This window comes from Leifsonia sp. Leaf264 (genome assembly GCF_001422325.1).
Classification (GTDB): domain Bacteria; phylum Actinomycetota; class Actinomycetes; order Actinomycetales; family Microbacteriaceae; genus Orlajensenia.
Map to the genome: position 1 here is coordinate 321,940 of NZ_LMMR01000006.1, position 24,685 is coordinate 346,624.

Below are 24,685 nucleotides of genomic sequence, written 5' to 3' on the forward strand. Positions count from 1 at the left end.
GTTCCTCAGTGCCACCGTCAGGCTGCGGCGGACGTCGCCCGCTCGGCCTTCGCCAGGTTCGCGACGAGCTCCTCGCGGTTCTGCGGAATGACGTAGGCCGGCTGGTCGCGCTCGACCCTCCAGCTCTCGGACAGCGGTCCGATGTTGACGGTGTCGAAGCCGATCTCGTCGTAGAGACGCTCGACGAACTGGGCGGCATCGTCGAAGTCGCTTGCCGTGGCGAGGGCGCGGCGGCCCGGTGTGCCGGCAGGGGTTCCGTCGGTCGTGATGTCTGAGAACTTGATGTGGTTGAAGCCCTTGGCCACCCGGCTCTCGGGGAGGTGGGCCTGCAGCAGGCCGGACACGGTGTCGACCCCGTCGTCGAGCGAGGCGATGTGGCCGTCGCGCTCGAAGTAGTAGTTGTTGGTGTCGATCACGATCTTGCCCGCGAGCGGGGCGACGGGTACCGCCTCGAGCGCCTTGAGCGGCACAGTCACGACGGCGACGTCGCCCGCTGCTGCGGCATCCGTCGCCGTGGCCGCCCTGGCCTTGGGTCCGAGGTCGGCGATGAGATCAGCGAGGGTCTCCGGTCCGCGCGAATTGCTGATGACCACGTCGTAGCCCGCCGTGATGGCCGCGCGCGCGACCTGGCTGCCGATGTGTCCTGCTCCGATGATTCCGATTGTCGTCATGTCGAGATCGAACCACGGATGCGCCGGTCGTGTTCCCAGGTCGGGGAAAGCTGGCAGTCGCATCCGAAATCTCGCGAAACAATCTGGCCGCGCCGGGAATAACATGCAGATGCATGGACTTATACCCTCCCATGGACACCACGACCACTCACCCCCAGTACATCGCCGGCACCTGGAAGCTCGACCCCGCTCACTCGGAGCTCTCCTTCTCGGTGCGCCACCTCGCCATCAGCAAGGTGCGCGGCTCGTTCGAGACCTTCGACGCCACCATCGTGACCGGCGAGAACCCCGCCGACACCACCATCGAGGCGTCGATCGACGTGGCCTCGGTCAACACCAACCAGGCCCAGCGCGATGAGCACCTGCGCACGAGCGACTTCTTCAAGGTCGACGAGTTCCCCACTGCCACCTATGCGGCGAAGGACATCGCGATCGACGGCGACGACTTCACCGTGACCGGCGACCTGACCCTGCGTGGCGTCACCAAGCCCGTCACCCTGAAGGGCGAGTTCGGCGGAGTCACCACCGACGGCTACGGCCAGACCAAGGCCGGCGCCTCGGCGACGGCGAAGTTCAACCGCAACGACTTCGGCGTCTCGTGGAACGCGGCTGTCGAGGCCGGTGGCCTCACCCTCGGCGACGAGATCACCCTGAACGCCGAGATCCAGGTCGTTCTGCAGAAGTAGTCAGTTCCAGTTCGTCAGCGGGCGGTACCGGTCATCCGGTGCCGCCCGCTTCTGTCTATCCGACGCCCGGATGCCGGCGAGCCTCGTGCGCGGCATGATGGAGCCATGCCAGCGGCCAGCGAACCCATCTCGATCGACATCGACGGCACGACGGTCTCGGGCGCCTATGCGCGGCCGACCGACGCCTCGGCGACGCTCGTCGTCGCCCACGGTGCCGGGTCGGGGTTCGAGCATCCGTTCCTCGTGGGGTTCACCGATGCCGTCAACGCGGCCGGCATCGCGACGCTGCGATTCAACTTCGGCTATCGCGAGGCCGGCCGCAGCTTCCCCGACCGGCCGCCGGCAGCCATCGCGGCGTGGCGGGCGGCGATGGCCTTCGCCCACACTCGGGCGGCCGAAGCCGGCGCGTCGGACGATCCGATCTGGGCCTCCGGCAAGTCCTTCGGCGGCCGGATGGCGTCGATGGCCGTCGCCGACGGGATGGAGGCGGCCGGACTGGTCTACCTCGGCTATCCGCTGCATCCGCCCGGGCGCCCGGAGAAGATCCGCGACGCCCACCTCTACGGGCTCACCCTGCCGATGCTGTTCGTCGAGGGCACCCGCGACCCGTTCATCGGGGTGGAACTGCTCGAGTCCGTGACGGAGCGCATCGGGTCGAACGCCGTGATCGAGTGGGTCGAGGGCGGAACCCATGACTTCGCGGTGGCGGGCAACAAGCGCACGCCCGCCGTGATCGGCGCATCGCTCGCCCCGGCCGTGGTGGAGTTCATACGCGCGCAGGCATAGACGGCCGATGCCGTGAGCCTGCTCCCGGTGGTCTCATCGACGCCGTCCAGCCTCACGCCCTACGCTGGGTGCCATGACGAAGCGCCCCAGAGAACCCATCTACGGTGCGGCCATCGCCGCCGGACGGACCCTCTTCGGGTTCTGGGGCCTCAAACGCCGGGTGACCGGCATCGAGAACCTGCCGACCGATGGCGGTGCAGTGGTGGCCATCACACATTTCGGCTACCTGGACTTCGCCCTCACCGAGTGGATCATCTGGCTGCACACCCGTCGTCATGTGCGCTTCATGGGCAAGAAGAGCGTGTTCCAGAAGCCCGTGATCGGCTGGCTCCTGCGATCGATGCACCACATCAGCGTCGACATGCAGGCCGGAGCAGCCGCCTACGCGAATGCCGTCACGGCCCTGCGCGGCGGTGAGCTCCTCGGCGTGTTCCCCGAGGCCGGCGTGAGCGCGTCGTTCCTGGTGCGCGACTTCAAGACCGGGGCCGTGCGTCTCTCCGCCGAGGCCGAGGTTCCCATCATCCCCGTCGCGGTCTGGGGAGGGCACCGCCTCATGACCAAGCGGCACAAGGTGAAGTTCTTCGAGCGCTTCGGCGTTCCCGTCGCCTTCGCCATCGGCGCCCCCATCACCGCTCACCTGAATGACGACCCGCACCTCGCGACAGAACAGCTGAGGGCGACGATGCAGGGCATGGTCGACGAGCTGCAGGCGACGTATCCGGTGAACGGATCCGGCCAATGGTGGCAGCCGCAGCACCTCGGCGGCACGGCCCCGAGCGTGGCCGAGGCGCAGGCCGCCGACGAGGCCCGCGACGCGGCCAGGGCGGCACGCGCGGCCACGACGAACACGCGCGATTCCGGCACCCCCCGCTGACCGCCGCCTCCGACCGGATGACCGAGGCGTGGCCTCGGCTGGCGCACCTCGACTGACGAGACCTGGCCGGGCTCAGGCCTCGAGCAGACCGCGGATGTCGTCGGCGGTGAGGGACTCACTGAACAGGGCCTCGTCGTCCATCACGGAGTTCACCAGCTCGGCCTTCTTGGCCTTCAGCGCCATGACCTTCTCCTCGATGGTGCCCGACGCGACCATGCGGTAGACCATCACGGTCTTGTCCTGGCCGATGCGGTGAGCCCTGTCGACGGCCTGCGCTTCGCTCGCCGGGTTCCACCACGGATCGAGCAGGAACACGTAGTCGGCCTCGGTGAGGTTGAGTCCGAAGCCGCCGGCCTTGAGGCTGATCAGGAAGACCTTCGCCTCGCCGCCGCGGAAGCGCTCGATGACCTGGCCCCGCGATCGCGTGCTGCCGTCGAGGTAGGCGTACGGCACTCCGAGCTCGTCGAGGCGGGCGGCCGCGCGCTGCAGGAAGGAGGTGAACTGGCTGAACACCAGGGCCTGGTGCCCCTCGGCGACGACGTCGTCGAGCTGCTCGAACAGGGCGTCGAGCTTGGCCGATGGAACGCCGGCGTACTTCTCCTCGTCAATGAGCGATGCGTCGAGGCTGAGCATCCGCAACAGGGTGAGTGAGCGGAAGACGATCAACCTGTTGCGATCGAGGTCCTCGATGAGCCCGAGCAGCTTCTGCCGCTCGCGCTGCAGGTGGGTGTCGTAGATGCGCCGGTGCCGGGGATCGAGCTCGATCGAGAGCACCTGCTCCTGCTTCGGCGGCAGCTCGGGCGCAACGAGCTCCTTGCTACGACGGAGCATCAGAGGACGGATGCGGCGACGCAGCTTCGCGAGCCGCTCCGTGTTGTGATCCCCCTCGATGGGACGGCGGTACTTCTCGGTGAACAGGCGCGCCGATGGGAACAGCCCCGGAGCCACGATCTGGAACAGCGCCCAGAGCTCCATGAGGTTGTTCTCCATCGGTGTTCCCGTGACGGCCAGGCGGAACGGTGCGCGGATGCCGCGAGCGGCCTGATGCACCTTGGACGTGTGGTTCTTGGCGAACTGAGCCTCGTCGAGCACGAGGCCGCCCCACTCCAGCTCGGCGAAGACCTCGGCGTCTATGCGCAGAATGGCATACGTCGTGAGCACGATGTCGGCACCGGCCGCTGCATCGGCGAGACGCCGCCCGGTCTTGCCCTGGGTGGCTTCGATCGTGACGACCTTCAGGCCGGGCGTGAACCGTGCCGACTCGGTGGCCCAGTTCGAGAGCACGGAGGTGGGGGCGACCACGAGGAAGGGAGCGGCATCCGTCGGCTCATCCGTCGTCGTCTCCTCCGCCGTCGACTGTTCGACGACGTGGGCAATGAGGGCCAGCGTCTGGGCCGTCTTGCCGAGTCCCATGTCGTCGGCGAGGATGCCGCCGAGCCTGTGCCGGTGCAGGAACGCCAGCCAGCGGAAGCCCTCGAGCTGGTAGTGCCGCAGCTCGATGGCGAGGCCCTCGGGGGCGTCGAGCGGCTCGATGGCGCCGAGGTCGCGCAGGCCCTCGACCGTCGCCTGCCAGGCCGCGGCGGCCTCGCTCACGTCGGCGAGCTCTTCGAACTCGTCCCAGAGGTCGGTCTGGTACCGGCTGATGCGGATGCCGGCCTCCCACTCGGGCAGGGTTCCTGCCTCCTCGATGAGTTCGCGCAATGGCTCGAAGACGGGCTGGTCGAGCGAGAGGTAGCTGTTGTCGACGAGCAGGAGCTTCCTGCGGCCGTTCGAGAGCGCCGTGAACAGCGGACCGAAGGGCACCGTGCGCCCCTCGACGGTGACCACGACGCCGAGGTCGAACCAGTCGTTCTCCTCGGTCTCGACGGCGCTCACGGTGAGCACGGGGGCCTCGACGACCTCCCGGTAGTCGGGCTGCTGGCCGACGATGTCGATGTGCAGCCTGTCGACTCCGGCGAGCGCGGGGAGAATGCGCGCGCTGAACTCCGCGGCGTCGAGGGAGCGCAGCACGACCGAGGCCCGCAGGCGCAGTCCGGTGTCCGCACGATGCGCGTTCGTGCTCGCAGCAGCGCTCGAGACCGGGTTGCCCAGCGCGAGCGATCCGGCGATGTCGTCGCGCAGGATGCCCTCGACCTCGGCGACGACGGCCCGCTCGACCGCGGGGTCGTGGAACTCCGAGTCCGGGGCGGACAGCGGGGCGCGTCGGCCGTCGGAGAGGTTCCACTCCCAGAGCAGTCGAAGCACGTGGCCGGCCTCGAACCGAGCTGTCAGCACGAGAGTCGCCGGGGTCAGCGGGGGCGGCGTGAAGCTGGCGTCGCTGCTGACGACCCGCAGGGTGCGGGCGAGGGCGCCGTAGTGGGTCTCGAGGAACTCGGCGACCTCGGGCGCAGGCACCTGAACCGGCCGCTGGCGCTCGACCACGGCGCGTTGCTCCGGCGTGACCGGGGAGCCGAGTCGCGCGAGAGTGATCACTCCGTTCGCGAAGTCGTAGTGGTAGACGCCGTGGGTGCCGATCAGCCGCACCTGGTCAGCCGGGTGCGGGACCCCGTCGATGAGCACGGAGGGCGTGAGGACGAGCCCGGCATCGGGTGCGGCATCAGCCCTGCCGTCGACCTCGCCCCCGCCGTCGGCCCCGTTCGGGCCGAAGCTGGCGTCGAGTCCGATCGACGCCGAGCCCGCCACACTGATGACGGGCGTCGGCCCTGACCCGACCAGCGGGATGCCCAACCTGTCGGCATCCGCAAGCAGGGCCCAGAGCAGGCTGCTCTCGAACTCGTCGAGGGAGATCCAGTCGGAACCGAAGTTGAGGTAGCCGCCGTGGACCGGCCCCTTGAGCACCGAGAACTGGGCGAACCAGCGCGCCTTCAGTGTGTCGAAGCCGCCGGCACCGCCCTGGTAGCCGATGTTCTGCCAGGTCAGGGCGCCCTTGATCCAGCCGCCGCGCGCACCGAGGGTGACAGGTCGAACGGCGAGACGTTCGACGGCCGCCGAGTCGCCGGCCGTGGCATCCCGCGGCGCCTGCCAGCTGTCGCGTCGACGGGAGACGCGTTGGCGCAGTTCGAACTGGAGGGCCAACGGATGCTCGCGCTGGCCCTGGCGGACCGCATCCGTCGTTCCCGAGATCGATCCCGGAACCGACGCGGCGCGGGTCTGCGCCGTGAGGGCCGCGATGTCGCCGCGCCAGCCGTCGTCGACGGGGCCGGCGGCGACGCGCTGCGACTCGATCACGGCGGACGCCGCAGCCTTCGCGGCCTCGTTGGCGGCGAAGAGGGCGGCGGCGGCGTGCTTGCAGGTGAAGCCGACAGGACAGCTGCAGGTGCTGCCCAGGATCGTGGTGCGACCGGCCGAGCCGATGTCGAGGGTGACGGCGCAGCGGTAGGGCGTGGCTGCAGTGCCCTGAACCTGGGCGGTGAGCCTGTGCTGCGGGGCGTCCCAGCTGAGGTCGTGCACATTGCCGGCTCGGGCGGAGGTGCGGCCACGGCTGAGTGCGAGCGGGCCGACGAAGCGCGCGATGGTGAGCTCTTCCACGCGGGGAAAGCTGTCGATGGCCATCAGACAATGCTCGCATGAACCGCGGCACGGATGCAGCAGACGGGTTCCACCCCTCGGCTCGGCCGATGGCCTCGCAATGCCGGCCCGACGGCGGGATGATGGTGGCATCCATGAGGACGAACCAGGGAGGTTCCGCCATGACGACGCTCAACCCGTATCTGAGCTTCCGCGACACGGCCCGCGAGGCGCTCGAGTTCTACCATTCGGTCTTCGGCGGGGAGCTCACGCTGAGCACCTACGAGGAGTTCCACGCCAGTGAGGATCCTGCCGAGCTGAACAAGATCATGCACGGCCAGCTGGAGTCCGGGAGCATGACCCTGATGGCCGCCGACACCCCGAACTCGATCGACCTCACCATCGGCGACAACGTGACGGTGTCGCTCAGCGGAACCGAGGAGGAGGAGCTGCGCGGCTACTGGGCAGCTCTCTCCGAGGGGGCGACGATCACGATGCCGCTGGAGATCGCGCCGTGGGGAGACGCCTTCGGCCAGCTCACCGATCGCTTCGGAACCAACTGGATGTTCAACATCGGGGCTGCCGCGGCGTAGCAGCACAGCGTCCTCCCAGCCCTGCACGAGGTTGATGCCGCAGAGTAGAGCGGATGGCCACCCGGCCTCGGTGACCGCATCCAGGAGCAGCTGTGCCCGCATCCGTCGTTCTCGACGTCGTCGTGATCGTGCTGTTGATCGCCGCGGCGGTCACCGGCTGGCGCACCGGGTTCCTGCGGAGCGTGTTCACGGCCATCGGACTCGTCGTCGGCGGCATCGCGGCGTACCTGCTGCTGCCGGTGTTCGCCACCTGGACGACCTCGCCCGGTTGGCGCATCGCGATCGTGCTCGGCGGCGGCATCCTGCTGCTCGTGCTCGGTGACGTCGTCGGAAGCATGATCGGCAGACTGCTCAGTCGCGGCGTGAGGGTCATCAAGCTCGGTCCCATCGATCGCGCAGCGGGACTGGTCACCAGCACCGTCGTCGTGGCCCTCGTGCTCACGACCGTCGCCGGTGGCATCGCCGGCTTCGGCATCCCTCCGGTCACCCAGGCGATCGCCGGGAGCGCCACCCTGAGCGCCATCGATCGCATCACCCCGGCTCCGGCCAAGTCGTTCCTCGCCGGCGTGCGGGCCTCGACCGTCGATGATGCCCTGCCCTGGGTGATCGACACGATCGCGCCACCGGCGACAGTTCCGCCGATCGCCGACCTCGACACTGGTTCGCCCGCCCTCACCGCGGCCGGCGCCTCGGTCGTGCGCGTCTCCGGCAACGCCTACCAGTGCGGCCAGAGCCTCACGGGGAGCGGATTCGTCGTCAGCGACGACCGCGTCGTCACCAACGCCCACGTCGTCGCCGGCGTCGACGAGCCCGTCGTCGAGGCACCCAGGGAGCAGCCGCGAGCCGCCAGCGTGGTGTACTTCGACGCTGCGACAGACCTGGCCGTGCTCGAGGTCGACGGACTGGACGCCGCCCCGCTGGTCCTCGGCGACGTTCCCGCCGTCGGCTCGGCGGCCGCAGTGCAGGGCTATCCGTTCGGGGGACCCTTCGTCTCGCTGCCCGCCACCATCGCCGAGATCTCCTCCATCCCGAAGGCGGATGCCGCCGGCCAGCGCGAGGTCTACGCCCTGTCGGCCGACATCAACCAGGGCAACTCGGGAGGGCCGCTCCTCGGCCCCGACGGCGCCGTGCTCGGAGTCGTCTTCGCGAAGTCGGCCGCGATCGACGACGTGGGCTACGCACTCGCGCTGAGCGAGCTGCGCCCCGTCGTCGCGGCCGCGGCCTCGCTCAGCGACACGGTGTCGTCTGGGGCCTGCGCGGCCTAGGAGTGGGCGCCAGTGCGGGGATCGGCATCCGCTCGCCCCGCTGCTGCCTCCGCGCAATTCAGGCCCGATTCGTCGTCGGCCGCGTGTCGCGCGCCTCCCCACGGCGTGGCGGGCGAATCGGCCTGAATTGGCGGGGCGGCCGAGACCCTGCGGGCATACCGCGCAGTCGGTATGCTTGTCACGCGGCATCATGGGGACTGGGCGTCGCACTGTCGGCGATCGAACGCGGCGACGCGAACACGACGAGGAGGTCGGATGCGCATCATCGGAGCAGTACTCGAGCAGTCTGGTGCGGAGCGTCCGTTCGCCCAGTCGCATCCGTTCACCGTCGGACCTCTGGAACTCGACCCACCGGGGCGCGGGGAGATCCTCGTGCGCATCGAGGCGGCGGGCGTCTGCCACTCCGATCTCAGCGTCGTCGACGGCAATCGCGTGCGTCCCACCCCCATGCTCCTCGGCCATGAGGCGGCCGGCATCGTCGAGCAGCTCGGCGACGGCGTCGTCGACCTGCCTCTCGGCACTCGCGTCGTCATGGCCTTCCTGCCGCGCTGCGGTGACTGCCCCGAGTGCGCCACCGACGGCCGGCTGCCCTGCCGCGTCGGGAGCGCCGCGAACAACGAGGGCACTCTCGTGGGCGGAGGCATCAGGCTGCATCGCGGAGGGCCGGATGCCGCAGTTCCCGAGGCGGTCAACCACCACCTCGGCGTCTCGGGCTTCGCCAGCCACGCCGTCGTCAGTCGCACCTCGGTGGTCCCCGTCGACGCCGACGTGCCGCCCGAGATCGCAGCACTGCTGGGCTGCGCCGTGCTCACGGGCGGCGGCGCCGTGATCAATGCCGGCAGGCCGGCTCCGGGCTCGCGGGTGATCGTCGTCGGCCTCGGTGGAGTCGGCATGGCCGCGCTGCTCGTGGCCGTCGCGCTCGGACACGAGGTGATCGGGGTCGACGCCGTTCCGGCCAAGCTCGAGCTGGCACGCGACCTCGGCGCGTCAGCCGCCCACGCACCAGGCGACGCGACGGACGCGGGCGTCACCGCACCACTCGTCATCGAGGCCGCAGGATCGGCCCGCGCCTTCGAGACCGCCCTCGCGCTCACAGCGCCCGGCGGCACGACGGTGACGGTGGGGCTGCCGGCTCCGGATGCCCGTGCCAGCGTTTCCCCTCTGCTGCTCACGGCGCAGGCCAGGACCATCATCGGGAGCTACCTCGGCTCGGCAGTTCCGAGCCGGGACATCCCCCGTTACGTCGAGCTGTGGCGGAGCGGCGCGCTTCCCCTCGAGCGCCTGGTGTCATCGCACGTGCGCCTCGACGAGCTCGACGCCGCCATGGACCGCCTCGCCGCCGGCGGCGAGCTGCGCCAGCTCATCACCTTCCCTTGAACCGACCCACGAAAGGACAACGCATGACCCGCACCGCCATCGTCACCGGAGCCGCCCGAGGAATCGGAGCCGCAACAGCCGTCCAGCTCGCCGCCGACGGATTCGCCGTCGCCGTGCTCGACCTCGACGCCGAGGCCTGCGCCGGCACCGTCGCCGCCATCGAGGCGACGGGCGGGCGGGCCATCGCGGTCGGGGCGAACGTGGCCGACTCGGCGGACGTCGCGTCGGCTGTGGCATCCGTCGCCGACGAACTCGGCGCACCGACCGTGCTCGTGAACAACGCGGGGATCCTGCGCGACAACCTGCTGTTCAAGATGACCGACGACGACTGGGACGCCGTACTCGGCGTGCACCTGAGGGGCGCGTTCCTGATGAGCCGGGCAGTTCAGGGGTACCAGGTGAAGGAGGGCTGGGGCCGCATCGTGAACCTGTCGAGCACCTCGGCGCTCGGCAATCGCGGCCAGGCGAACTACGCCGCCGCGAAGGCCGGCATGCAGGGCTTCACGAAGACCCTCGCGATCGAGCTCGGACGCTACGGCGTGACGGCGAACGCCGTCGCACCCGGCTTCATCCAGACCGACATGACCAAGGCGACAGCGGAGCGCATGGGAGTCTCGTTCGAGGACTTCCTCGCCGGAGCCGCGAAGGAGATCCCGGTCGGACGACCCGGGCAGCCCGAGGACGTCGCAGCTGCGGTGTCGTTCTTCTGCTCCGAGGCTGCGAGCTTCGTCTCGGGCCAGGTTCTCTACGTGGCAGGAGGGCCGAAGGCATGAGCATCCACCTCGACTCCCCCGCTGCGCTGACGGATGCCGTCGGCACGGCCCTTGGACCGGGCGAGTGGTTCACCATCGACCAGCGTCGCATCGAGGCGTTCGCGGATGCGACGGACGACCACCAGTGGATCCACGTTGATGTCGAGCGCGCGGCAACCGGACCGTTCGGCGCGCCGATCGCGCACGGCTTCCTCACCCTCTCGCTGCTCACGGCGCTCGCCTCGCCGTTGCTCGAGGTCGACGGCGTGGCGATGGGCGTCAACTACGGGTTCGAGAAGGTGCGCTTCCTGCAGCCGGTGCAGGCCGGGTCGCGTGTGCGCGCCGTCGGCACCATCGCATCCGCCGACGTGACGGGGTCGGGCGTGCGCATGGTGCAGGATCTGACGATCGAGATCGAGGGTTCGGAGCGCCCGGCGCTGGTGGCCCAGTGGGTGACGCTGCTGGTGCCGGCGTGATGCTGCTCGAGTAGCGGAAGGAAGGCTCTCGCCTACTGGAGGCGCTCCAGCACCAGCGCCATGCCCTGGCCGCCTCCCACGCACATGGTCTCGAGGCCGTAGCGGCCGCCCGTGGCGGCGAGGCCGTTGATGAGCGTCGACGTGATGCGGGCCCCGGTCATGCCGAACGGATGCCCGACGGCGATCGCCCCGCCGTGCACGTTGAGCTTCTCGGGGTCGACGCCGAGCTCACGCGCCGACGGGATCACCTGGGCGGCGAAGGCCTCGTTGATCTCGACCAGGTCGATGTCGTCGATGCCCAGCCCGGCTCGAGCGAGGGCGCGGCGGGAGGACTCGACCGGGCCCAGGCCCATGATCTCGGGTGAGAGGCCGCTCACGCCCGTCGAGACGATGCGGGCGAGTGGGGTGAGCCCGAGCTCGTCCACCACGCGGTCGCTCACGATGACGACAGCGGCCGCTCCATCGTTCAGCGGGCAGCAGTTGCCCGCCGTCACGGTGCCGTCGGGGCGGAACACGGGGTCGAGGCCGGCGAGGGCCTCGAGGGTGACGCCGGGCCGAGGACCGTCATCCGTCGACACGACGGTGCCGTCGGCGAGGGTGACCGGAGTGATGTCGCGAGCCCAGAATCCCGATGCCAGGGCAGCCTCGGCACGTTGCTGGCTGCGGGCGGCGAAGGCGTCCTGCTCCTCGCGGGTGATGCCGCGCAGCTCGGCCACGTTCTCGGCGGTCTGGCCCATCGCGATGTAGGCATCGGGCAGCAGGCCGTCGGCGCGCGGGTCGCGCCACGGCCGCAGGCCCGCGGCATCCGATGCCGCATCCGTCGCGCCCGAGACGGCCCGAGCCTCCGTGCGCGCCAACGCGTCGTCGAACAGCGGGTTCGTGAGCTTCTCACCCGGGATGTAGTCGCTCGAGCCGCGCATGGCGTGACTGACCGATTCGACGCCGGCCGAGACGAAGATGTCGCCCTCGCCGGCCCTGATGGCGTGGAAGGCCATGCGCGTGGTCTGCAGGCTCGACGAGCAGTAGCGGTTCACCGTGGTTCCCGGCACCTCATCGAGACCGAGCAGCACGGCGACGATGCGGGCCATGTTCATGCCCTGCTCCCCGCCGGGCATGCCGCATCCGAGCATCAGGTCGTCGATGCGGCCGGGATCGATCGACGGAACCGACGCCAGCGCCGCGCGCACCATCTGGGCCGCCAGGTCGTCGGGGCGCAGGCTGGCCAGCGAACCCTTGCGCGCCCGCCCGATGGGCGACCGGGCGGTGGCGACGATGTAGGCCTCGCTCATACGAAGGCCGCGATTCCCGTGATCGAGCGGCCGACGATGAGGGTGTTCATGTCGTAGGTGCCCTCGAAGGTGTAGACGGCCTCGGCGTCGGCGAAGTAGCGGGCGACGCCGTGGTCGAGCTGGATGCCGTTGCCGCCCATGATCTCGCGGCACCAGGCGACGACCTCGCGCATCCGTGCCGTGGCGAAGGCCTTGGCCATGGCGGAGTGGTGGTCCTTCTGGATGCCGAGGTCCTGCATCTCGGAGACCCGCATGCAGAGCGCGATGCTCGCCGTGATGTTGGACAGCGAATTGGCGAGCTTCTCCTGCACGAGCTGGAAGGAGGCGATCGGCTTGCCGAACTGCTGGCGCTCCTTCGCGTAGGCGAGGGCCGCCTCGTAGGCGCCGACTGCGACGCCGATGGCCTGCCAGGCCACCTCGGCTCTCGTGAGGCGCAGGATGATCGCGACATCGCGGAAGGAGTTGATGTTCGCCAGGCGATCGGACTCGGGCACGACGACGTCCTCGAGCACGATGTCGGCGTTCTCGACTCCGCGCAGCGACTGCTTGCGCTCGATCTTCGTCGCCGTGAAGCCCGGCGCGGGCTGGCGCACGATGAAGCCCTTGACCTGGTCGTCGGCGGTGTCGCGGGCCCAGATGACGACGATGTCGGCGAAGACGGCGTTGCCGATCCAGCGCTTGGAGCCGTTCAGCACCCACTCGTCCCTGCTGCCACCGACGCCGTCATCGACGGTGCGTCGCGTGGCCGTGGTCTCGAGGCCCTTCGCGGTGTCCGAGCCGTGGCCGGGCTCGGTGAGCCCGAAGGCGCCGATGACCTCGCCGCGCCCCATGCGCTGCATCCACTCCTCCCGCTGCTCGGGCGAGCCGCCGACGCCGATGGCGTTCATGGCGAGTCCGCTGTGCACGCCGATGAAGGTGGCCGTCGACGGATCGACCCGGGAGATCTCAAGGGCGACCCAGGCGCGGTAGACGGCGCTGTTCTCGAGCTGGCGGGTCTCGGGCCAGGACGCCCCGAACAGGCCGAGCTCGGCGAAGCCGGGGATCAGGTGGCGCGGGCTCTGCGCCTTCTCCCAGAGTTCGTCGGCGTGCGGGCGCACCTCCCGGTCGAGGAAGTCGCGGATCGCCGCCACCGAGCGCTGCTCCTCGGGCGTGAGGCGCTGCTGGAAGGAGTAGAAGTCGACGTCGAGCACGTCGGCTTCCTCGAACTGCTGCACCTCGGTGCGTCCGGTCTCGGTGCTCTCGGTGGTGAGCGTCATCGCATCTCCATTCGTCGTGCCGGCTGGCGGCATCAGTTCCTCGGTGAACATCCGTAGTATGCATCATTTTGCAGAATGTTGCATGTGAGTTCCGGATGCCGCCCCTCGCGCTCGAGCTGCGGGGTAGAGTTCCGCACATGCCGACGACGACAGCACCCCCGACGACCGAGGAGACGACGGCGGCGACCATCGCCACGGTCGGCCTCGCACTGGCGCCGTCCTGGCTGTCGGAGCGCCTGCACGCGACCGACGGAGCCGGCCACGCCGATGCCCAACGAGCCTTCACCCTCGCCCGCGAGACGTTCATCAGCGGCAAGCGCATCGACATGACGGCGCTGGCGACAGCCCTCGGCGTGGACCGCACCTCGCTGTTCCGCTGGGTGGGCAACCGCGACGCCCTGCTCTCAGAGGTGCTCTGGTCGCTCGCCGTGCCCACGCTCGTGCTGGCCGAGCAGGCCGCCGAGGGCCAGCAGGGCGCCGAGAGGGTCGCGACCCTCCTCACCCATTTCGTCGACGACCTGATCAAGGCGCCGTACTTCCGCCAGTTCCTGCAGCGCGAGCCGGCGCGGGCGCTGCGCCTGCTCACCACCAAGGAGAGCGAGATCCAGCGGCGCTACGTGGCGACGGCCGAGTGGATCGTGCGGCACGAACTGGGCGACCAGCCTCTCGGCGGCGCCATCGACCCGGCATCGCTGGCGTACCTGTTGGTGCGCACCTCGGAGTCGTTCACCTACGCCGACCTCATCGCCGGCGACAGCCCCAGCACGGCGCGCGCCCGCGTCGCATTCCGCTTCCTGCTGCGGGTGGGCTGACCGTTGCCGCTGATCTACCGCGTGCGCTCGCCGTTCGGGACCCGCTGGAACGACAACGACCAGTACGGGCACCTCAACAACACGGTCTACTACGAGGCCATGGACACGGCGATCAACACCTGGATGATGGCCAACGGCGGGCTCGACCCGCGGGGCTCGGCCATCGCGCTGTGCGCCTCCTCCTCGTGCGACTTCCGGGCATCGGCGTCGTTCCCGGAGCCGCTCGAGGTGGGCATCGGGATCGAACGCCTGGGCACGTCGAGCATCACCTGGGCACTGGGGATCCTGCGGGCGGGTGAGGACGACGGCGACGCCATCGCGACCGGGCGGTTCGTGCACGTCTTCGTCGACGCGGAGACGCGGCGCCCGACGCCGATCCCGCCGGCGATCCGGGCTTCGGTGGAGGAGCAGCTGGTCTGAGCGGATCAGAACATACCGACCACGCGGTATGCTAGCTTTCGAGAGCGCACCGATGCGCTGAAAGGTGGTCGAGGATGACCGACTCCCCCGCGACGCCGGCCAGCGCCGTTCCCGGCCTCGACGTCGGCGGTCTCGAGGCGTGGCTGCGCGAAGCGCATCCGCAGCTCGCAGCGGGTGCCCTGACGGCCAGACTCATCACGGGCGGCAAGAGCAACCTCACCTACCGTATCGACGGTGCGCGCATCCCCCTGGTGCTGCGCCGCCCACCGCTCGGGCACGTTCTCGCGACGGCGCACGACATGGCCCGCGAGCACAGGGTCATCTCCGCGCTCGCCGACAGTGCCGTGCCCGTGCCGCCGACCGTCGCCATCGTCGACGACACCGCCGACGCCCGAGTCACCGGCACCCCCTTCTTCGTCATGGAGCTCGTCGACGGCAGCGTGCTCGCCCGCCCCGCGCAGAACGCCGCCTTCACTCCGGCCGGCCTGCACGCGATCGGCATCGAGCTGGCCGAGATTCTCGCCGAACTGCACTCGGTCGACCCGGCTTCAGTGGGACTCGATGACTTCGGCCGAGGCGCCGGCTACCTCGAGCGGCAGCTCCGCACCTGGCGACGTCAGCTCGACTCCTCGCGGTCGCGCGAGACTCCAGCGCTCGACGAGTTGCAGGACGCCCTGGGCGAGCGGATGCCCGACAACCCGCGTTCCGGCCTCGTGCACGGCGACTACAGGCTCGACAACGCCATCGTCGCGGGCGAGGGCGATTCGCCCCGCATCGCCGCCATCCTCGACTGGGAGATGTCGACCATCGGCGACCCCCTCGTCGACCTCGGAGTCTTCGGCATGTACTGGAACATCGACGAGCTGACGGGCGGTCGGCTGTTCGACAGCGCCGTCGACCTCGCCGCCGGGTACCCGGCCTTCGACGAGCTCGTCGACGCCTACGCCGCCCGCACCGGCCGACCCGTGCCCGATCTCGGCTGGTACCGCGGCTTCGCCGCCTACAAGCTGGCCGTGATCGCCGAGGGCATCCACTACCGCTACCAGCAGAACGAGACCGTGGGCGATGGTTTCGCCCACATCGGCGCCATGGTCGAGCCCCTCGCCACCGACGGCCTCGCCCGCATCACCCTCCGGAGGAACTGATGGACTTCAGCCACGACGCCGGCACGCTCGAGCTCATCGACCGGGTGCGCTCGTTCATCGACGAGAACGTGGTGCCGGCCGAAGCCGTGCTCACCGAGCAGCTCGCCGCCGAGCCCGACGCCTGGAGCCCTCGCCCGATCGTGCGCGAGCTGCAGCAGAAGGCGCGGGACGCCGGCCTCTGGAACCTGTTCCTTCCCGGCGAACGAGGTGCCGGGCTCACCAACCTGCAGTACGCGCCGCTGGCCGAACTCACCGGTTGGAGCCTGCGCCTCGCCCCCGTCGCCTTCAACTGCGCCGCCCCCGACACCGGCAACATGGAGGTGCTGAACGACTTCGGCACCGCAGAGCAGAAGGAGCGCTGGCTCGAGCCGCTGCTGGCGGCGCGCATCCGTTCGGCGTTCTGCATGACGGAGCCGGAGGTCGCCTCGAGCGACGCCACCAACATCACCACCAGCATCCGTCGTGACGGCGACGACTACGTCATCACCGGTCGCAAGTGGTGGTCGACGGGGGCGATGAACCCCGAAGCCGCCGTCTTCATCGTGATGGGCAAGACGGATGCGGAGGCTCCCCGTCACCGCCAGCAGTCGATGATCCTCGTGCCCCGCGACACCCCCGGCGTCGAGATCGTGCGACCGCTCACGGTGTTCGGCTACGACGACCGCGACCACGGCGGCCATGCCGAGATCGCCTTCCACGACGTGCGCGTGCCCGCTGCGAACCTCATCGGCGGCGAGGGCGACGGCTTCGCGATAGCGCAGGCGCGGCTCGGACCCGGACGTATCCATCACTGCATGCGCGCCATCGGGATGGCCGAACACGCCCTGGCGCTGGTGCGCGAACGCGCGGCGTCCCGTGTGGCGTTCGGCCGGCCTCTCGCCGAGCAGGGCGTCGTGCGCGAGTGGGTCGCCGAGTCGCGCATCCAGATCGAGTCGTTGCGCCTGCTCGTGCTGAAGACGGCCTGGCTGATGGACACCGTGGGCAACCGCGAGGCCATGACCGAGATCCAGGCCATCAAGATCGCCGTGCCGCGAGCCGTGCAGCAGATCCTCGATCGGGCCATCCAGGTGTTCGGCGGCGCCGGAGTGAGCGATGACACCCCGCTGGCCGAGATGTTCGCCGGCGCGCGGGTGCTCCGGCTCGCCGACGGACCCGACGAGGTGCACCTGTCGGCCCTCGGCAAGGCCGAGTTCCGGCGGTAGGCGCCGGCCCACAGTGGTTTCGATACGCGTCGCGCTGCGCCCGGCGCTACTCAACCAGCGAGAAGAACGTCGAAGGAGACGCCCATGACCCACACCCCTGACCCCGCGATCGACGGCGACGGATACGGCACCCTCTCGGTGGCGAGCATCCTGGCCGAGTCGGCCCGGCGCACCCCTGACCGCGCAGCCCTGCACTTCCTGGGTCACACGATCAGCTACGGCACCCTCTGGGAGCAGACCCGCGCCTACGCCGGCGCCCTGCAGGCTCGCGGCATCGGACGCGGAGACCGCGTGGCCATGCTGGTGCCGAACGTGCCCGACTTCGCCCGCGTCTACTACGCGGTGCTGTCGCTCGGAGCGATCGTCGTTCCCGTGCACCTGCTGTTCAAGGCCGAGGAGATCGGCTACGTGCTGCGCGACAGCGGCGCCGACCTGCTCGTGGCTGCAGCGCCGATGCTCGCCGAGGCCGCGCCCGCTGCCCGCGACGCCGGTGTTCCGCTGGTGACCGTGCTGGCGCCCGCCGGCACCGCGGGCGCCGACGGTTCCGAGCTGGCGCGACTCGAGGCCGAGGCATCCGTCGCCGCTCCGATCGAGCGACACGTGTCGGTGCGGCCGACGGATGCCGCCACCATCCTCTACACCAGCGGAACGACGGGCACGCCCAAGGGTGCGGTCGGCTCGCACCTGGCGATCGTCGAGCAGGTGCACTGCGCCCTCATCGACGCCTTCGACATGACACCGGACGACGTGATCTTCGGCGGCCTGCCGCTGTTCCACACCTTCGGGCAGACGGCCGTGATGAACGTGGCGTTCCGGCGTGGGGCATCCGTGATCCTGCTGCCGAAGTTCGACGCCGACCAGGCGCTCGAACTGCTCGTGGCGCACCGGGCCACCGTGTTCACAGCCGTGCCCACGATGTTCGTCGGCATGATCGAGGCCGCCCGCCGCTCGTCCACTCACGCCGAGGCGCGGCCACCGCTGCGCTACGCCGTCTCGGGCGGTGCAGCGCTGCCCGTGGCCGTGCTCGAGGCGTTCGCCGCAGAGTACGGAGCCCAGGTGCACGAGGGCTACGGACTCACCGAGACCTCGCCGACGGTCTCGTTCAACACAGTGTTCGAGCCGATCCGCCCGGGAACCGTCGGGCGCCCCTATTGGGGCATCGACGTGGCCATCGCGGAGGCGGAGGTGGAGGGTCGCATCGAGTTCGCACCCGACGGCGAGCTCGGCGAGATCGTGGTGCGCGGGCACAACCTGTTCAAGGGCTACCTGGGTCGAGCGGATTCCTCTGCCGAGGCCGTGGTCGACGGCTGGTTCCGCACCGGAGACCTGGGCACCTACACCGACGGCATCGTGACGATCGTGGACCGCAAGAAGGACATGATCGTGCGCAACGGCTACAACGTGTACCCGACCGAGGTGGAGGCCGTGATCGTGCGGCATCCGTCCGTCGCGCAGGCGGCCGTCTTCGGACTGCCGGATGCCACCCACGGCCAGGAGGTGCATGTCGCCGTGGTCGCCCTCGACGGGCACGACCTCGACGCCGAGGAGATCGTCGCGTTCACGAAGGAGCGCATCGCGGCGTACAAGTACCCGCGCGTGGTGCACGTCGTCGACGCGCTGCCCCTCGGCGGCAGCGGCAAGGTGCTCAAGCGCGAGCTGGCGGCGCAGTTCGCGGCGGTCGACGCCCTGTCGCCGGTCGAGTAGGCCGCGAGCACTACTCGATCAGCGGAGCAGCGGCACACACGCGAATGCCGCGGACCCGATCGGTCCGCGGCATCCGGTGCGTGAATCTACTCGGCGGAGGCAGGCACCCCCTCGTTCTCCACCGCCACCGGGTCGGCATCCGTCACCGAGACCTTCCCCGTGCCGTCGCTCACGTAGGTCGTGCCGATGTAGTCCTGCACGCCCTGGTCGACCGTCGTGATGCCGACGCCGGTGTAGGCCGCGTGGCTGTCATCGCCGAACGACAGGGGCAGGATCCCGTTGCCGACCAGGTCACCCGAGTTCACGGCCTCCAGCAGGCTCTCCCTGGTGGGGTTCTCGCCGGCCGCGGCCAGCGCCTCGGCGAAGAGGTAGCCGACCGACATGCCGAACATCGTGTTGCCGTCGAAGGGGGCGCCGTCGTTGTAGTCGGCGTTGACCTTCTCGAACAGCTCGCTCCAGTCGTTGCCCTGACGTGCCGGCAGGTAGTTCGAACTCACGAAGCCCTGCAGCAGCTTCGGACCGACGTCTTCGCCGAGGAAGCCGACGAGCGTCGGGTAGTCGGCGCCCGACGAGGAGGAGAACCACTGGGTGAACCAGCCGAGCTTTGCGGCGGTTCCGATGGCCAGGGCCGTGAACCCGTTGACCGTCGCGAGCATGTTGACCTCGCATCCGGCGGCCTTCATGGCACTGACCTGCGCCACGACGTCCTGGTTCGACACCGAGTAGCGCTGCACGCTGGTCAGGCCGTCGGCGCCCAGGACGTTCTCGGCGCCGGTGATGAACTCGTCGCCGAAATCGTCGTCCTGGCCGAGCACGCACACCTTCTTGCCGGCGAACTCGTCGGTCGCGTACTGGGCCAGAGCCTCGCCCTCCGTGACGTAGTCGGCGTTGAACGCGAAGGTGTACGGGTACTTCTCGGGCTGGTTCCAGCTCGTGGAGCCCGACGCCACGAACAGGTCGGGCACCTTCTTCTGGTTGAGGTAGTCGAGCACCGAGGCGTGCGTCGGCGTTCCGAGGCCGTTGAGGATGGCGAAGACGTCGTCGTCCTGCACGAGCTCACGCACGACGGTCTGCGTGGTGGCCGGGTTGTAGCCGTCGTCCTTGACGAGGTACTCGATGGTGCGACCGTTGATGCCGCCCTTCTCGTTCACGTAGTCGAAGTAGGCCTGAGTGGCGGCCGAGATCGAGGAGTAGCCGGCGGCGGCAGGCCCGGTGAGCGGTTGATGGGTGCCGATGGTCACGGTGTCGTCGGTGACTCCGGGGGCCTCGGCGGCCGGATCGGATGCGGCCGGGGTGCTGCAGGCCGCGAGCGTGACGAGCAGTGCTGATGCCGCGGCGACAGCGATCGCGCGGCGGGGTGGTGCGCTTCGGTGTGACATGGGTCACCTCTCTGTTTCGGTGGTGGGTGGTGCTGCTGGGACGGACGTCGTCGAGGAGGGGATGCCGCGCCGTCGCGTGAGCCGAGTCGGCAGGGCCCCGCGGATGCCGGCGGGCCAGAGCAGCGTCACGACGATGAGCAGCGCGCCGAACACCAGCACGGGCAGGTTGCCCGAGAGGCGCTGCGTCAGGTCGGCCGGCAGGTCCAGCGCCCCGGTGACGGTTCCGATGAGCCACGGGAGAAGCACGATCACGATCGAGCCGAGCAACGCCCCGAGCATGCTGCCGAGGCCGCCGATGACGACGGCCACCACGAGCAGCAGCGAGAACGCCAGGGTGTAGGCGCCGGGGCTCACCGACTGCGTCACGAAGCAGAGCACGGCCCCGCCGGCGCCGGCGGCCACGGCACTCACCGTGAATGCGAACACCTTCACGCGCCCGGCGCGCACGCCGTTCAGGCGCGCGGCCACCTCGTCGTCGCGCACGGCTCGCATCCGCAAGCCCAGCACGCCCGAGCGGATGCCGCTCAGCACCGTCACGACCACGGCGGCGACCCCGATGGCCACCCAGGCCTGCCACTGCTCGACGGCGATGATCGTGGCGAGGGCGGGCGGCACATCGTCATAGGCGACCTGCAGGCCCTGGTCGCCGCCGAGCACGCCGCTGAACACAGCTGTCACGGCGGGCAGCGCGATGACGAGGGCGAGCGTCACGCCGGCCAGATAGGGCCCGCGCAGTCGAGCGGCGGCGAGGCCGAGCAGCAGTCCGAGCACTCCGGATGCCGCGAGAGCGGCCAGCAGCGCCAGCCCGAAGCGAGCGACGCCGTCGATGCCGGCATCCGTCAGCGCATTCGAGGCGAGGGCGTAACCGTAGCCGCCAACGGCCATGAGGGCGGCGTGCCCGAGCGAGAGCTGCCCGGTGAGGCCGATGAGCAGGCTGAGTCCTGCGGTGGCGCAGAAGTAGGCCGCCACGAGGGCGAACTGGTAGTTGCGGTACGGGTCGAGCAGGAAGGTGCCGCCGATGGCCAGCGCCGTGAGCACGAGGGCTGTGCCGATCAGGCGGGTGCGGCGCCGAGTGGGCCGTCGCAGGCGATCGCCGGATGCCGCCGCCGGTGCGGCGGCCGGGTTGGACGCTGTCGCGACGTCGACACTCATGCGACGCGTGCCTCTCGTGCGGAGAAGATGCCGCCGGGCCGCACCAGCAGCACCGCGACGAGCAGCACCAGCACGGCGATCGGGGCCACGGTCGATCCCAGGTACCCCGTCACCAGGCTGATGGCGACGCCCACGATCAGTCCGCCGACGAGTGCGCCGACGGGCGAGTCGAGGCCGCCGACCACCGCGACGGTGAACGCGTAGACGAACAGCATGTCGGCCGAGTGCGGGTTGAGGCCGAGCTCGGTGGGCACCAGCAACAAGGCAGCAAGGGCTCCGACGGCGGCGGCGAGCATCCACCCGATGGTGAGCATGCGCGAGACCCGCACTCCGAGCAGCCGGGAGACCTCGGGGGCGAAAGCCGATGCGCGCAGCTGCAGGCCCAGCGAGGTGCGCGTGAAGAGCAGCGCGAGCCCGGCCATCACCCCCACGGCGAGGACGAGCACGAACACGTCGTACGGCGAGAGCACGGGCACCCCGCCGATGATGATCGGGCTCTGGTCGAACGGTGCGGCCATGGGTCGGTACTGCTGGCCGAAGGCGATGCCGAGCGCCGACTGCAGCACCATGACGACGCCGATCGCGATGATCACGCCCGAGAGGGGCGAGTCGCGAGGAGCGAAGCGCATGACCCCGCGCTCGACGACGTAGCCGAGCACCGCGCCGGCGACGAGCGCGCTGGCGAGCCCCGCCCAGTACGAGCCCGTGAAGGCCGTCACGGCGAACGCCACGTAGGTGGCGACGACGGCCATCGCGCCCTGCGAGAAGTTCACGATGCGCGCGGCCCGCCAGATGAGCACGAGGGCGAGCGCGAACAACGCGAAGATCGCGCCGCGGGCGATGCCGGTGGCGAGGAGGAAGAGCAGCCTGTCCATTCTCAGAACCCCAGGTAGGCGTGACGGAGGGCGTCATCGGTGAGCAGCTCGGCCGCCGAGCGGTCGGCCACGACGCTGCCGAGCGAGAGCACGACGCCGTGGTCGGCGATGGCGAGGGCGCTGGTCACGTTCTGCTCGGCGAGCAGCACGGTGAGGCCGGTGTCGTCGCGCAGGGATCGCAGTACGCCGAGGATCTGGGCGACCACACGCGGTGCCAGCCCGAGCGACGGTTCGTCGAGCAGCAGCATCCGGGGCCTGGCGATGATGGCCCGTCCGAGGGCGAGCATCTGCCGTTCGCCGCCCGAGAGTTGGTGGCCGGATGCCGCCCGCCGACGCGACAGCGGTTCGAAGAGCGCGTAGATCTCGTCGACGGCGGCGGAGAGCCCGCGGCGGTCGAAGCGCCAGAGCCCGCCGAGCCGCAGGTTCTCGTCGACCGTGAGCTCCGCGACGACGCTGCGCCCCTCCGACACCTGGGCGAGTCCGCTGCGGGAGCGGTCCTCGACGCTCACGCTGGAGAGGTCGCGGCCGTCGAGGATCACGCGTCCGGCGGCCGGTGCGACGAGGCCGGATACAGTGCGGAGCAGGGTGGTCTTGCCGGCCCCGTTGGCACCGAGGAGTGCGACGATCGCGCCCTGCGGAATCGCCAGGCGCACCTGGTGCAGTACGGGCGATCCGCCATAGCCGGCCGTGATCCCGTCGATCTCGAGGAGCGCGCTCATGCTGCGGGCTCCACGCCGAGGTAGGCCTCCTCGACCCGAGGGTCAGCCTGCACCTCGGCCGGTGTGCCACGCGCGATCACGCGGCCGAAGTCCAGCACCGCGATGCTGTCGGCGAGGCTCATGACGAAGTCCATGTGGTGCTCGACGAGCAGCACCGAGCATCCGGACGCCGCGATGTCGCGCACCACCCCCGCGAGCTCGGCGATGTCGTCTGAGCCGAGCCCACCAGCAGGTTCGTCGAGCAGCAGGAGCTGCGGATGCGTCACGAGAGCGCGGGCGAGGGCGACGCGTTTGCGCTCGGGGTAGGGCAGCGACGCCACGGGGCGGCCGGCGTCGGCGGCGAGGCCGAGGGCGGCCAGCTGGTCTGTGGCGGCGAGGGTCGCATCCGTGGCCCGGGACAGACCCGCGCGGCTCGACGTGCCGGGTCCGAGAGGAACGAGCACGTTCTCGAGCACCGTCATCGAGTCGAAGAGACCCAGGCCCTGCAGCGTGCGCGCGACGCCTCGGCCGACCAGGGCTGTCGGAGCCGACGGCGCCGGCCGTCCGTCGATCTCGATGCTGCCGCCGGCCCGACGCACGAGTCCGCAGACGGCGTTGAAGACCGTGGTCTTTCCGGCGCCGTTGGGCCCGATGAGGGCGACGGTCTCACCGTGGGCGACATCGAGGGAGACGTCGTCGAGGGCCGTGAGCCCGCCGAAGGCGACGGTGAGCCCGCTGATCCGCAGCCGGGGCGTTGGTGAATGCATCGGCACCTCTTCGTGTCGTGGTGCCAACACCCTACAACAGAAACCGACCAGACGGTATGCCGATGTTGCACAAGGCTTCCGCCATCCTTATCGCTGATCGAGTAGTGCCCGAGCGCAGCGAAGCCACGTATCGAGATCACACTCAGCCGCGCGCTGCCTCACTCATCCGCTCGCAAAGCCACAGACGCACAGCGGCTGCGGCTGCGGCTGCGGCTGCGGCTGCGGCGAAGGGGAGCCCCCGGCGCTTCCCTCGGCTTCGGCGCGCTTGCCTCGCCCCGTGCCTCTGCCAGCGGGCGGAGGCGCGACTACCCGGCGAGCCATGCGGGCATTGGCCGAGCGCAGGCCTCAGCGGCGGGCGCCCCGGCTCGCTCGCCGAGGCCCGGGACGCCCGCCGTCGAGGCGCCGGCGCAGCGCTCAGACGCGGTTGTCGAGATCGCGGGGTTGCTCGCTCGCGGTGCCGTCGTAACGCGTCGACGGATCTCCACTGACGTCGGCCCTGTGCGCTCCGCCGTCACCTGCGGTGGGGGCAGCGGCCGTGTCAGGCACGTCGGCATCAGGCACGTCGGCATCCCGCACGTCGGCATCACGCACGTCAGGGTCGACCTCGTCGGCACGACGGGCATGCTGTTCGGCCTCGGCGCGCAGACCCGCGGCATCGTGCTGCTGTTCGGTCGACTCGCGCTTCAGCCGCTCGGCGTCGAGCTCCGCCTGGCGAGCCGCGGCAGCGGCCTGTGCGGCATCGGCTTGCGCCTGCTGCGCGTCGGCGGCGGCCTGGGCTGACGTGGCCTCCCGTTCACGCGCCGCAAGGTCGCGCTCGGCTGCCTTGTCCCGCAGTTCCGCTGCCTTCTCACGCTCGGCCTGCAGCTTCGCCTCGCGGCGCTTCGGAGCCGTCACCAGAAGCGCGACCACCACCACGATGATCACGACGACAACAGCGACGACGATCCAGATCCAGATACTCGTGTCCACTTCGGACTCCTCACTCGACTTGTCCCCATC

Annotated in this window: 23 protein-coding genes; 13 read left to right on the top strand and 10 right to left on the bottom strand. The window is 70.1% G+C overall.

The window, feature by feature from the left end; all coding sequences use genetic code 11:
* Positions 1-17: 17 nt before the first annotated feature.
* Positions 18-776 carry an NADPH-dependent F420 reductase gene (locus ASF30_RS14635; protein WP_327063140.1) on the bottom strand — a complete coding sequence of 253 codons (759 nt, stop codon included), beginning with the start codon at positions 774-776 and terminating at the stop codon, positions 18-20.
* Positions 777-802: 26 nt separating this feature from the next.
* Here ASF30_RS14635 and ASF30_RS14640 point away from each other — a divergent pair, with 26 nt between their 5' ends.
* The 3 genes from ASF30_RS14640 (at position 803) to ASF30_RS14650 (ending at position 3,017) form a co-directional block, all read left to right on the top strand.
* The gene (locus ASF30_RS14640; RefSeq protein WP_055908089.1) at positions 803-1,357 is read left to right on the top strand and encodes a YceI family protein; all 555 of its coding nucleotides are present in this window, start codon (positions 803-805) and stop codon (positions 1,355-1,357) included.
* A 105-nt stretch (positions 1,358-1,462) separates the two neighbouring features.
* Complete coding sequence (locus ASF30_RS14645) at positions 1,463-2,143, top strand: alpha/beta hydrolase family protein (protein WP_055908092.1); 681 nt, start codon at positions 1,463-1,465, stop codon at positions 2,141-2,143.
* A gap of 73 nt (positions 2,144-2,216) precedes the next feature.
* The gene (locus ASF30_RS14650) at positions 2,217-3,017 is read left to right on the top strand and encodes a lysophospholipid acyltransferase family protein (protein WP_055908095.1); all 801 of its coding nucleotides are present in this window, start codon (positions 2,217-2,219) and stop codon (positions 3,015-3,017) included.
* A 72-nt stretch (positions 3,018-3,089) separates the two neighbouring features.
* On the opposite strand, the gene ASF30_RS14655 is transcribed toward ASF30_RS14650, so the two are convergent.
* Positions 3,090-6,569, bottom strand: a complete 3,480-nt coding sequence (locus tag ASF30_RS14655; RefSeq protein WP_055908098.1) for a DEAD/DEAH box helicase — start codon at positions 6,567-6,569, stop codon at positions 3,090-3,092.
* A 137-nt stretch (positions 6,570-6,706) separates the two neighbouring features.
* On the opposite strand from ASF30_RS14655, the gene ASF30_RS14660 reads away from it, so the two are divergent.
* From ASF30_RS14660 to ASF30_RS14680, 5 genes are all read left to right on the top strand, one after another.
* The gene (locus tag ASF30_RS14660) at positions 6,707-7,117 is read left to right on the top strand and encodes a VOC family protein (protein WP_055908768.1); all 411 of its coding nucleotides are present in this window, start codon (positions 6,707-6,709) and stop codon (positions 7,115-7,117) included.
* A 92-nt stretch (positions 7,118-7,209) separates the two neighbouring features.
* Positions 7,210-8,382 (top strand): MarP family serine protease, encoded by a 1,173-nt coding sequence (locus ASF30_RS14665; RefSeq protein ID WP_055908103.1) that lies wholly within the window; start codon positions 7,210-7,212, stop codon positions 8,380-8,382.
* A 255-nt stretch (positions 8,383-8,637) separates the two neighbouring features.
* A complete protein-coding gene (locus ASF30_RS14670; protein WP_055908107.1) occupies positions 8,638-9,759 on the top strand; it encodes an alcohol dehydrogenase catalytic domain-containing protein in 1,122 nt (373 codons plus the stop codon).
* Between the two features lie 23 nt (positions 9,760-9,782).
* On the top strand, positions 9,783-10,532 hold the full coding sequence (locus ASF30_RS14675; protein ID WP_055908109.1) for an SDR family oxidoreductase: 750 nt from the start codon (positions 9,783-9,785) through the stop codon (positions 10,530-10,532).
* On the top strand, positions 10,529-10,987 hold the full coding sequence (locus tag ASF30_RS14680; protein WP_055908111.1) for a MaoC family dehydratase: 459 nt from the start codon (positions 10,529-10,531) through the stop codon (positions 10,985-10,987). The genes ASF30_RS14675 and ASF30_RS14680 overlap by 4 nt, the downstream gene beginning before the upstream one ends.
* A gap of 32 nt (positions 10,988-11,019) precedes the next feature.
* On the opposite strand, the gene ASF30_RS14685 is transcribed toward ASF30_RS14680, so the two are convergent.
* Together ASF30_RS14685 and ASF30_RS14690 are read right to left on the bottom strand one after the other, a co-directional pair.
* Positions 11,020-12,276, bottom strand: a complete 1,257-nt coding sequence (locus tag ASF30_RS14685; protein WP_055908114.1) for an acetyl-CoA C-acetyltransferase — start codon at positions 12,274-12,276, stop codon at positions 11,020-11,022.
* On the bottom strand, positions 12,273-13,532 hold the full coding sequence (locus ASF30_RS14690; protein WP_082467921.1) for an acyl-CoA dehydrogenase family protein: 1,260 nt from the start codon (positions 13,530-13,532) through the stop codon (positions 12,273-12,275). Before ASF30_RS14690 ends, ASF30_RS14685 begins: the two co-directional genes overlap by 4 nt.
* A gap of 137 nt (positions 13,533-13,669) precedes the next feature.
* Between ASF30_RS14690 and ASF30_RS14695 the strand changes: the two genes are divergently transcribed.
* The 5 genes from ASF30_RS14695 to ASF30_RS14715 all read left to right on the top strand — a co-directional run bounded on the left by ASF30_RS14695 (position 13,670) and on the right by ASF30_RS14715 (position 18,815).
* Positions 13,670-14,344, top strand: a complete 675-nt coding sequence (locus ASF30_RS14695; protein WP_055908117.1) for a QsdR family transcriptional regulator — start codon at positions 13,670-13,672, stop codon at positions 14,342-14,344.
* A 3-nt stretch (positions 14,345-14,347) separates the two neighbouring features.
* Positions 14,348-14,764 (top strand): acyl-CoA thioesterase, encoded by a 417-nt coding sequence (locus ASF30_RS14700; RefSeq protein ID WP_055908119.1) that lies wholly within the window; start codon positions 14,348-14,350, stop codon positions 14,762-14,764.
* 74 nt (positions 14,765-14,838) lie between these two features.
* Positions 14,839-15,909 (top strand): phosphotransferase family protein, encoded by a 1,071-nt coding sequence (locus ASF30_RS14705; RefSeq protein ID WP_055908122.1) that lies wholly within the window; start codon positions 14,839-14,841, stop codon positions 15,907-15,909.
* On the top strand, positions 15,909-17,111 hold the full coding sequence (locus ASF30_RS14710) for an acyl-CoA dehydrogenase family protein (RefSeq protein WP_055908126.1): 1,203 nt from the start codon (positions 15,909-15,911) through the stop codon (positions 17,109-17,111). Before ASF30_RS14705 ends, ASF30_RS14710 begins: the two co-directional genes overlap by 1 nt.
* Positions 17,112-17,195: 84 nt before the next feature.
* Positions 17,196-18,815 carry an AMP-binding protein gene (locus tag ASF30_RS14715; protein ID WP_055908128.1) on the top strand — a complete coding sequence of 540 codons (1,620 nt, stop codon included), beginning with the start codon at positions 17,196-17,198 and terminating at the stop codon, positions 18,813-18,815.
* Positions 18,816-18,901: 86 nt separating this feature from the next.
* Here ASF30_RS14715 and ASF30_RS14720 read toward each other — a convergent pair whose 3' ends face one another.
* From ASF30_RS14720 to ASF30_RS14745, 6 genes are all read right to left on the bottom strand, one after another.
* Positions 18,902-20,194 carry an ABC transporter substrate-binding protein gene (locus ASF30_RS14720; RefSeq protein WP_055908134.1) on the bottom strand — a complete coding sequence of 431 codons (1,293 nt, stop codon included), beginning with the start codon at positions 20,192-20,194 and terminating at the stop codon, positions 18,902-18,904.
* Between the two features lie 3 nt (positions 20,195-20,197).
* Positions 20,198-21,346, bottom strand: a complete 1,149-nt coding sequence (locus ASF30_RS14725) for a branched-chain amino acid ABC transporter permease (protein WP_082467839.1) — start codon at positions 21,344-21,346, stop codon at positions 20,198-20,200.
* Positions 21,343-22,221, bottom strand: coding sequence for a branched-chain amino acid ABC transporter permease (locus tag ASF30_RS14730; protein ID WP_055908137.1), 879 nt, complete (start codon positions 22,219-22,221; stop codon positions 21,343-21,345). Before ASF30_RS14730 ends, ASF30_RS14725 begins: the two co-directional genes overlap by 4 nt.
* 2 nt (positions 22,222-22,223) lie before the next feature.
* Positions 22,224-22,940 (bottom strand): ABC transporter ATP-binding protein, encoded by a 717-nt coding sequence (locus ASF30_RS14735; RefSeq protein ID WP_055908139.1) that lies wholly within the window; start codon positions 22,938-22,940, stop codon positions 22,224-22,226.
* Entirely contained in the window at positions 22,937-23,686 is a 750-nt protein-coding gene (locus ASF30_RS14740) for an ABC transporter ATP-binding protein (RefSeq protein WP_055908142.1), read from the bottom strand. The genes ASF30_RS14735 and ASF30_RS14740 overlap by 4 nt, the downstream gene beginning before the upstream one ends.
* A 414-nt stretch (positions 23,687-24,100) precedes the next feature.
* A complete protein-coding gene (locus ASF30_RS14745; RefSeq protein WP_055908145.1) occupies positions 24,101-24,655 on the bottom strand; it encodes a hypothetical protein in 555 nt (184 codons plus the stop codon).
* Positions 24,656-24,685: the final 30 nt, after the last annotated feature.